General features: G+C 59.0%; 11 protein-coding genes. All 11 read left to right on the forward strand.

Annotated elements, in window-relative coordinates; genetic code table 11:
• Window positions 1-19 precede the first annotated feature (19 nt).
• The gene (locus tag ABWU19_RS07020) at window positions 20-559 is read left to right on the forward strand and encodes an N-acetyltransferase (protein WP_435901002.1); all 540 of its coding nucleotides are present in this window, start codon (window positions 20-22) and stop codon (window positions 557-559) included.
• A gap of 131 nt (window positions 560-690) precedes the next feature.
• Window positions 691-1857, forward strand: coding sequence for a glutamine-hydrolyzing carbamoyl-phosphate synthase small subunit (carA, locus tag ABWU19_RS07025; protein ID WP_435901003.1), 1167 nt, complete (start codon window positions 691-693; stop codon window positions 1855-1857).
• Between the two features lie 208 nt (window positions 1858-2065).
• Entirely contained in the window at window positions 2066-2266 is a 201-nt protein-coding gene (locus ABWU19_RS07030; protein ID WP_435901004.1) for a hypothetical protein, read from the forward strand.
• Complete coding sequence (locus ABWU19_RS07035) at window positions 2214-2654, forward strand: hypothetical protein (protein ID WP_435901005.1); 441 nt, start codon at window positions 2214-2216, stop codon at window positions 2652-2654. The genes ABWU19_RS07030 and ABWU19_RS07035 overlap by 53 nt, the downstream gene beginning before the upstream one ends.
• 44 nt (window positions 2655-2698) lie before the next feature.
• Window positions 2699-2986 (forward strand): nucleotidyltransferase family protein, encoded by a 288-nt coding sequence (locus ABWU19_RS07040; RefSeq protein ID WP_435901006.1) that lies wholly within the window; start codon window positions 2699-2701, stop codon window positions 2984-2986.
• Between the two features lie 351 nt (window positions 2987-3337).
• Window positions 3338-4183 carry an alpha/beta hydrolase gene (locus ABWU19_RS07045; protein WP_435901007.1) on the forward strand — a complete coding sequence of 282 codons (846 nt, stop codon included), beginning with the start codon at window positions 3338-3340 and terminating at the stop codon, window positions 4181-4183.
• A 276-nt stretch (window positions 4184-4459) separates the two neighbouring features.
• Window positions 4460-6553, forward strand: coding sequence for a peptidase domain-containing ABC transporter (locus ABWU19_RS07050; protein ID WP_435901008.1), 2094 nt, complete (start codon window positions 4460-4462; stop codon window positions 6551-6553).
• Entirely contained in the window at window positions 6550-7533 is a 984-nt protein-coding gene (locus tag ABWU19_RS07055; protein WP_435901009.1) for an efflux RND transporter periplasmic adaptor subunit, read from the forward strand. The genes ABWU19_RS07050 and ABWU19_RS07055 overlap by 4 nt, the downstream gene beginning before the upstream one ends.
• Complete coding sequence (locus tag ABWU19_RS07060) at window positions 7530-7925, forward strand: hypothetical protein (RefSeq protein WP_435901013.1); 396 nt, start codon at window positions 7530-7532, stop codon at window positions 7923-7925. Before ABWU19_RS07055 ends, ABWU19_RS07060 begins: the two co-directional genes overlap by 4 nt.
• Window positions 7876-8094, forward strand: coding sequence for a hypothetical protein (locus tag ABWU19_RS07065; RefSeq protein ID WP_435901012.1), 219 nt, complete (start codon window positions 7876-7878; stop codon window positions 8092-8094). The genes ABWU19_RS07060 and ABWU19_RS07065 overlap by 50 nt, the downstream gene beginning before the upstream one ends.
• A gap of 663 nt (window positions 8095-8757) precedes the next feature.
• On the forward strand, window positions 8758-9402 hold the full coding sequence (locus ABWU19_RS07070; RefSeq protein WP_435901010.1) for a CPBP family glutamic-type intramembrane protease: 645 nt from the start codon (window positions 8758-8760) through the stop codon (window positions 9400-9402).
• The last annotated feature ends 147 nt before the right edge of the window (window positions 9403-9549 follow it).

Below are 9549 nucleotides of genomic sequence, written 5' to 3' on the forward strand. Positions count from 1 at the left end.
TTGGGAGGTTTGGGGGAAGATGAACACCATTGAGATTGGAACCACCGTTTTGCCCAGGGTGCGGTGGGATGCCAATGTGGAGCTGCGCAAGGCCCGGATGAAGGATGTGGACCCCATCTACACCCTCATCAAGTACTGGGCCGAGCGGGGCCTGATGCTGGTACGCAGCCACAACCACCTGTACGAAAACCTGCGCGACTTTTTTGTGCTGGAAGACGAAGACGGCCATATCGTGGGCAGCGGGGCCCTGCACATTCTCTGGCACGACATCGCCGAAGTGCGCGGCCTGGCCATTCACCCCGACCGCCAGGGGCAGGGCCTGGGCCGCTGGATTGCCCTGGCCGCCGAGCGCGAGGCCAAGGACCTGGGCATCCCCCAGATTTTCGCCTGGACGCTGCAGGTCAAGTTCTTCACCAACCTGGGCTACCAGGTGACCACCCGCGAGGCCCTGCCCCCCAAGGTGTTTGCCGAGTGCAGCGCCTGCCCCTTTTACGACAACTGCCGCGAGATTGGGGTGACCAAGGTGCTGGACGTCGAAAATGCCTATAAGCGGGTCTGAGCAGCCGGAACGAGCCCACTTCGGTACGGGCTCCCGACGGTTTGTGCGGGGCCAAGAAAGCGCACAGCGGTCGGCTGTATATAAATGCGAAAAGCGTGTATATTGTCAGTTTGGGAAGCGAGGCTTAGGGCATGAGAGAACGCGCAGTGCTGGTACTCGAGGATGGCACCACCTACCACGGCTACGCCTTTGGACACCGGGGTAAGAGCGTGGGTGAGGTGGTGTTCAACACCGCCCAGACCGGCTACCAGGAAATCCTGACCGACCCCAGCTACCACGGGCAGATTGTGGTGATGACCTACCCCCACCAGGGCAACTACGGGGTGAATGTCTTCGACATGGAGTCCAACCGGCCCTGGGTGCGGGGTTTTGTGGCGCGGGAGTTCAGCAAGTACACCGCCGGCCCCCGCGCCCAGCAGAGCCTGGAAGAGTTCATGCGCGATACCGGGGTGATTGGCCTCGAGGGCATCGACACCCGGGCCCTGGTGCGTAAAATCCGCGAGGGTGGGGTGATGAAAGGCGTAATTGCCCACGCCACCCACTTTGGCTCGCCCGGCTACCGCTTTACCCCAGACGACCTGGCCGCCCTGCGCGAAGAGGCCCGCAAATGGACCGATATTGACGGGCGCGACATGACCCCCGAGGTCTCCACCCCGCTGCCTTACCAGTTCCCCACCTTCAAGGGGCAGCGCCGGGTGGTGGTGATGGACTTTGGCATCAAGCATGCCCAGATGCGCTACATGGCCGAGCTGGGCTTCGAGCTGATTGTGGTGCCGGGCAAGACCAGCCCCGCGCAGATTATGGCCCTGGAACCCCACGGCCTCTTCGTCTCCAACGGCCCCGGCGACCCCAGCATGCCCCGCTACGCCCACGAGACCCTTTGGAAGCTGATGGGCCTGCTGCCCACCTTTGGCATCTGCCTGGGCCACCAGCTCTTGGGCCTGGCCGCAGGGGGGCGCACCTTCAAGCTCAAGTTTGGGCACCGGGGGGCCAACCACCCGGTCAAGAACCTGCTCACCGGCAAGATCGAGATCACCAGCCAGAACCACGGCTACGCGGTAGACCCCGACTCCCTCAAGGAGTTCAAGCCCACCCACATCAACCTGAACGACGGGACGCTGGAAGGCATGGCCCACCTGCGCTACCCGGTCTTTAGCGTGCAGTACCACCCCGAGGCCTGCCCCGGCCCGCACGACTCGATCTACCTGTTCCACCGCTTTTTAGAAGAGGTGGACGCCTTCAACGGGCTGACCGGGATGCCGGTGGAGAAGGCGCGGGTCGGCGGTCTGGGGATATGAACGCTGCCCAAACCCCTTGGTTTGGGTCAGGGCCATGCTTCAGGTAGGAGCCCCCAGCAAACACAACGCACCCGGAAGATTGCCAGTCCGCGCGGGAGGGCCGCTAAAAGTGTTCGTGTCGCAGTGTTTGGGGTTCGGCTTTGAGGTCAATTGGTCGGTGAGACCGCGCTGAATTGTTGTGCCTCGTGCCCTCTGCTAAACTGTAAATATGGTAGAAGCTCGTCTGAATCGTGAGAAAATTCAGGTCTTCTCGAGCTTCGAGGAAATGGAGCTTCAAGACCGCCTCGAGTGGTGGGGCAAGACCCCGCTCGAGCGCATTCATCACATTGAATTCTTGCGGCGGTTAAACTACGGCGATGCAGCTTTCGAGCGACTACAAAGAGTTTTTGAAGTTGCTGAACGAGCATGAGGTCGAGTATCTCCTAGTTGGCGGGTATGCGGTTGGGTATCACGGCTACCCGCGCTACACGGGCGATATAGACTTTTGGATTGCGGTCAGCCCGACCAACGCGGAGCGGATGGTCAAGGTGATGAGGGCGTTTGGTTTTGACTCACCGGAGTTAACCCCTGATTTTTTCCTGAACGAAAAGCTAATTCTGCGTATGGGGGTAGAGCCCTACCGCCTCGAGGTCACGACCAGGATTGACGGCGTCGAATTCTCCGACTGCTATGCTCGCAAGGTCATCACGGAGATTGACGGTGTGCAGGTCAATCTGATCTCACTGGACGACCTCAAGCGCAACAAGCAGGCCAGTGGGCGTCTCAAAGATCTGGCCGACCTCGAGAACCTGCCCTAACCTTATGCGCGTCGTTACCAGCACAGCCTTGCTGCAATGATGTCTTGACGCTCTCGGAACTGGAAAATATCCTGAAAGACCACCAGGTCGAGCTGCATACCTTCGGGGTTAGGCGGCTCTACGTTGTTGGCTCGGTGGCCAGGGGTGAAGCACGGCCCGGCAGCGACGTTGATTTTGTGGTTGAACTGGAGCGCTACACATTGCGTGATTTTGTAGGGCTCAAGCTGGCGCTCGAGGATTGGCTTGGCGTGGCTGTTGATTTGACTACCCTAAGAAGCCTCAAACCCCAGCTTCGTAAGGATCTCGAGGGAGACCTGAGGCGTGTCGCGTAGGCTAGATCTGTATTTGCAGGATATTCTCGAGGCTGCGGCACGCATCCGTCCTGAGTGCCTCAAACTGACCTGCTGCTACCGTGATGGTTTCCCTGGCAACAATGCGGTTTTCGACCTCGAGGAAGCCCTAGAGTCAAACACCACAATCCGGCCTTTGAGCTCATAACGGTAGGCCTAGCGTCTGCCCACCCGCCAGGTTTCGTCGCTGGGAATAACAACGCTGGTCAGCTAGGTGATCTGCACACTGCCATCCGGAATGGGAAGCTCGCCTTGGGGCAGGGTACGCAAGCCCTGAGGGGTGCAGGTCTGGGATGGCCTCGACTTTTGACCTTGAGCCCTTACAATACCCCAATGGGCTATTCTGCTCAAACACAAGTATGGAAGCCGCACCCTACCGGCCCCGGCCACACCGTGGTGGGCGAGGTGCTGGTGTACAAAGACATGCGTAGCCCCCAGCTGGGCAACAAGCGCGACATTCTGGTCTACCTTCCCCCTTCCTACCACAAGAGCAACCGCCACTACCCAGTGCTTTACATGCACGATGGGCAGAACATCTTCGACGAAGCCACCAGTTACGTGGGCGAGTGGCAGGTGGACGAGAGCATGGAAATGCTGGCCCAGGAGGGCCTAGAAGCTATAGTGGTGGGTATTCCCAACATGGGGGTGGAGCGCCTGGGCGAATACAGCCCCTTCCGCGACCCCAAGCATGGGGGCGGCAAGGGCGACAAGTACCTCAAGTTTTTGATAGAAACCGTCAAGCCCTTTATAGACGACGAGTTTCGTACCCTGCCGGGCCGCGAGCACACCGGTGTGATGGGTTCTTCCATGGGGGGCTTTATCAGCCTGTGTGCGTATTACCTGCACCCCGAGGTTTTTGGCCTGGTGGGCGTGGTAAGCCCAGCCTTCTGGTTTGCCGACGGGGCCATCTATAGCTTCGTTGAGAGGGCGCGGCAGGTGCCGGGCAGGCTCTATATGGACGTGGGCTTTCGTGAGATTACCCTTTCCCACGTGAGCAGCCGCCGTTATCTGGAGGGGGTGCGCCGCATGCACCGCTTGTTGCTGCAAAAAGGCTGGCAGCCCGGCCAGGACTACCTGTACCTGGAAGACCCGGAAGGGGTACATAACGAGGGCCACTGGGCACGGCGTTTTCCTGAGATGATACGGTTTTTGTTTGGAGGTAAGGCTACACAGCAGTAACGAGCCTGATTGTATTGCGGCTAGTGTTGGCTGAAATCTAAAAGCCATTGCCAAACTGACTTTTGCTTGAAGAAGACTCGAAAGGATTTGGAAACCCAGATGAAGGGTCGGAATCGCCCCCTACTGCCGGATACTCGAGGGTTGATGCAGTAGAGGGCGTTGTGGGCTGCTGATGCCCATGCTTCTGCTTTTGTGCTTCATGCAACAAGAGGGCTTATGCTATAAGCAAACTGGAATTTTTAGAAAAATTTAAGTCATCCTTCCTACCCTGCTTCCATGAGGGTCGTACGCCAGATAGACCGCACCGATTGCGGGCCGGCCTGTCTAGCCACTGTTCTGCAGCATTGGGGGCGTAAGGAGCCGCTATATCGCTTGCGCGAGCTGGCCGGAACGACGCAGACGGGCACCTCGATGTGGGGGCTGGTGCGCGCTTGCAAGCAGCTTGGCCTCGAGGTTCGGGCGCTGGAAGCCGACCTGGAAGGGCTACAAACCCTCGAGCTGCCCCTTATGCTGCACTGGGAGCACAACCACTATGTGGTATTGGTTTGCCTAACCCCGCGCAAAGCCCAGATTGCCGATCCTGCGATAGGGTTGTACTGGATCAACCTGGCAGAGCTGCAAGAAAAATGGACGGGCAAGCTGTTGTGGCTCAAGCCGGGGCCTGGGTTCGAGCGGGGCAACTTTGTGGGCAAACGAGGTCTGGCAGGGTTTTTGGCTCACCTGGCACATTTCCGAGGGGCGGGTGCAGTGCTGTTGGAGCTTGCGCTGGCTACCGTGGCCCTGAGCCTTCTGGGTTTGGGGGCACCTATCCTGAGCCAGGTGATCTTCGATCGGGTGCTTACCTTCCGAGAGGAAGATTTGCTGCCATACTTGCTGGCGGCTATTTTCGTGCTGACCGTTTTCCAAACGTTATTCACTAGCCTGCGCGCGCACCTGGCGACCCAGCTTTCGATGCGCCTCAACTACCGCCTCAAGCTAAGCTACCTTCATCACCTCTTGCGTCTGCCGCTGCGGACGCTCGAGGCCCGTCTGCCCGGCGACCTGCTCTCGCGTTTGGGTGATCTGAGCCAGGTTGAAAGCATCCTGCGCAACCTGATGGTGGGATTACCTCCCGCCCTGCTCACCTCAGTCCTCAGCTTTGTTTTGCTCTTCACCTACAACGCCAAGCTGGCCTGGGTTGCGCTGTTGGTAATTCCTATTCATCTGCTGCACCTGCTCTGGCTGGCCCCACGGCTGCGGGAGAACAGCCGCCAAAGCCTGCGTAAAGGGGCCGAGGTAGATAGCTACGTGCTGGGTTTGCTGGAAGGGGTAGCCGCCCTCAAAGCCCTGCGCGGGGAGGGCTGGGCATTGAACCGTGGCCGGGATCAGCTATCGGGGCTCAATGACATTCTTTGGCAAGGATTCATCTTGTCCAACTGGGGTGGGGCCTTGGTTGCCTTGCTGGGCGGTGTGTTTAGTTTGTTTTTGCTGTGGTACGGGGCCGGGCTGGTGCTGCGCCTCGAGCTAACCGTAGGCCAACTGGTGGCGGCCTACGGTTTGGTGCAGGGCGTGGCGGCTGCGCTTAGCAGCTTGAGTGGCAGCATAGTGGCCGTGCAGCAAGGAACCGTGGCCTCCGATCGCCTGGCCGAGGTGATCGAACTCGAGCCCGAGGCCGAACGGAGGAGCGCAGTATTGCAGCCCCTCGAGCGCGCCGTGCGCCTGGAGCACCTGAGCTTTAGTTACCTTCCCGAGCGCCCCCTGCTCAAAGACCTTTGCCTGGAGCTGCCCAAGGGGAGCTATACCGCCGTGGTGGGGCCCAACGGCGCGGGCAAGAGCACCCTGGGCGGCTTGCTGGCCCGGATGCTTTTGCCCCAGTCCGGGCGCATCACCTGGGACGGGCGTGACCTGACCGAGCTTTCGCCCGACGCGGTGCGCGAGCGGGTGGCGTACCTGCGCCAGGAGGTGCCGCTGTTCTACGCAACCTTACGGGAAAACCTGGGTCTTGGACACAACCGGCCCGAAGAACAGTTGTGGCGGGTGCTCGAGGCCGTGGGCCTGACAGGCGTGGTGCGGCGCTTGCCGGAGGGGCTGGATACCACCATCGGGGGCGAGAGTGTTTACCGGTTCAGCAGCGGTGAACGACAACTCCTGGGTCTTGCTCGGGCCCTCCTGAGCCCCGCCGATTTGCTTATTCTGGATGAGCCTACCGCAACCCTTGACCCGGACAAGGAGCACCAGATTGTTGCCCTGCTAAGGGCTCTGAAAGGCCAGCGTACCTTGCTGGTGATTACCCATCGCCCGGCCCTGCTGGAGCCAGCCGATGAAGTGTTTGCCTTGCAGGAGGGGGCCCTAACGGTTCTGGCCCAAAAAATGCACGAGGTAGGCGGATGAAACAGGGCCGCTTCGAGTGGGAACACCCGCCTGCGCGCAAAAGCCGCTGGGTGCTGTGGTTGCTGCTGATCCTGCTGGGTGGCTTGGTTATGGGCGCATGGGTTACGCCGGTTCAGGTCTACGCCCTTGCGCCAGGCGCTTTGGAGCCGAGGGGTCAGCTGCTCCGCCTGACCGCCCCCACCAGCGGACGGCTCACTTTTGTTGGCTTACAGTCCGGACAGTCTGTGCAGAAGGGGCAGCATCTTTTTACCCTGGACGGTCTTGGCAGCAGCCCCGAGGAGGCCCGATCGCAGCTCGAGTCCAGCCGCGCTCAGGCCGAAGAGGCCGTACGTAGCCTGGCCCAGATACGCGAGCAGCTTGCACAGCGTCGGCGTATTGCCAAGCTACAGACCAGCCTCTACCAAGCAGGGGCCATTGCCCGTGTCGAGTACCTCGAGGCCCTGGAGAACCTGCGTCAAAGCGAGGCCGCCGTGCGGGTCGCCGAGGCCAGGGTCGCTACCCTAAAGGCCCAGACCAAAGCGCTTGAAAGCCGTCGCGCAACCCGCATCTTTAGCCCGGCCTCGGGGCGGGTACTCTCGCTCTCGGGCCACCGCACAGGTGAATCGGTTATGGCTGGGCAGATTCTGGCCGAGATCCTTCCCCAGGATGTACCCCTGGTCTTCAAGGCTTACCTGCCCGAGCGGGAGCGGCCCAAGTTGCGCCCAAGGGCCCTTGCGGAGGTGGCCTGGAACGCCTTCCCGCGTCAGCGCTTTGGTACCAGCCGGGGTACTGTGGTCCGCATATCCCCTACCACCGTTGTCTACAACAACCAAGCGGTATACGAGTTGGAGATTGCACTGGATTCACTCCAGTTAGCGAGTGCCGAAGGCAGCCGGCAAGTTGTACCTGGAATGGTGGGCGAGGCCCGGATTGTTGCTGCCCGGCGCAGCGCCCTCAGCCTATTCTGGGACTGGGTTCGGGGGGTGAACCCGTGGGGATGATTCGTGTGCTGAGCGGCTCGAGGCTGGTGCAGGAGGCTCTGACCCTGGCCCTGGGTGACCTGCTCCTGCGCCGCGCGGTGGTGTTGGTAGCCGACTACCCCTTGGGAAGTGCCCTGGCCTTGCTATCCGGCATGCAGGGGCCGTGTGTGGTCAAGACCGCCTCTACTTCGCCTTTCTACCTCTCCGACCTGGTTGCGCTGGGCCCAACTGGCCTGGTACTGGAAAGTGCAGGTCTGGAGTTCCTCAAAGTGGACGCTACAGCAGGTTTCGGAAGGGCAAAGGGTATTGCCAAGGCTCGAGGAGGTTGTCCTCACCCGAAAAGAACGCGCGGTACTGCGGCTCTTGGTAGCCGGCGTTTGCAACGATGGCATAGCGTCCCATCTTGGCATTAGTCCGCGTCGCGCTGCCAACCTGGTCAGCGGGGTCAAGCAGGCCCTGGGCGCCGAGACCCGTGCCGATGTGGTGCTGCGCTACTTTGGGCTGACCCCGGCTCCAAATATTAAGACGACCCTTCAAAAAACCGGTAACTTTTCACTTCCGCTCTCCCGCCGAAAGCCCTAGGCTGGAAGTACCAGGAAAGGAGGTGAATCGTACGCAAGGCAGTTGACCGGATGTGATAGTGCTGAACAGGCCGCTGTTGGTAGACAACACATCAAAGAGTGGTAGTTGCGTATTGAGAGTCTGGAGGGAACATGAAGCTGAGAGAGCTTTCATTGGAAGAGGTAGGAGGCGCTGTTGGGGGTTGTGGTAACTGGTTGTGTGTAGCTTGGAGGTGGATATCAAACACCTCAACGGCTGATTGGGTCAGGGAAACGCTTGAGGAAATGAGCAAGACTGGCGGTAGTTCTGAACCGGCGCCGGTGCTCTATGATGGGTCGAGCGGATGGTATGATCGGCCCAATCAAAACGGTCAGGGTGGCGGTAGCGGTGGTGGAGTTTCGATGTTGACTCCTTGGTGATAAGCGACCGCATGCCCCGCAAAATAGTGGTGGGGTTACCTAACACCCCACCACACATAAATATGGCGATTAGGAGTCTGACAGAGTGAAATTGAGCATAAACCCGAACACGCTGATCACTGCTGGGTTTGTATTTTGGGGTTTATTGCTGCTATTGCACAATCAAAACAACGAGGGTGAACTTGCGATAATTCTCGTATACTACTGGGTCTCAGGATTCCTAGCATTATTTAGGGCTAGTGTCCATTGGAGTTTGTGGGCTCTAATGGCTGCGATTGCTTTTGGCGCATCGGGTGATCCCAGGATGATTGCCTTTTTGATAATTCCTTTGAGCTGGCTATTTCCACTAATTGTTTATCTGCTTATGAAGACTGGGTGGCTGCACACAGACTTGGCCAACCTAATGCGTCTTCCGGCAGAAAAAACTCGAGCCATCCTCTTAACTGCGTTAGTATGGGGCTCCAGCAGTGCTCTATACGTTTTGGCGGTGAGCGCTCCGGCCTTTGGCTATGGGGTCTTATCTGCTTCTCAAATGGAGCTTAGGGGCTTGGCCACCTCCAATGCTATCGTTCCAACTTCCTCGGAGGTATTGAGTAGTTTCAACGAGGAGGTCATCCGGGCTGGGCTTATGTTGAATGGTCTGTCAAATCCACTCTTGAACTCGCTCCTGTGGGTACTTGCTCATCCACATAGTGCTCACAGGGTCGAGAAGCGATCCGAGCGTGCATGGGGGGTAAACCTGGATGGAATGGCCAACAAAGATGCGTTCGTAAAAACTTTACTTGCTGCGTACTTTCTTGCCATGTATGTGCATGGTTTTATGCTATTGTGGCTGATCAAGAGAACACATTCAGTGTGGCCTGCGGTTGTTTGTCACCTGGCACATAATTTGCTGGCATCCGGCATCTAATTTTTGGTAGAGCTACAGTGATCCGGGGTGCTACCACAGCAGGTAGCCATACACCCTTACACCACCAATGGCACAGAGCTCGTGGTGCAACCCACATTCCGCACCCCTCAACCTTGACTTTAGGATTTTGGGGTGGAAACCAATGCT

Origin of the sequence: Meiothermus cerbereus (assembly GCF_051297115.1) — a bacterium.
GTDB lineage: Bacteria > Deinococcota > Deinococci > Deinococcales > Thermaceae > Meiothermus > Meiothermus cerbereus_A.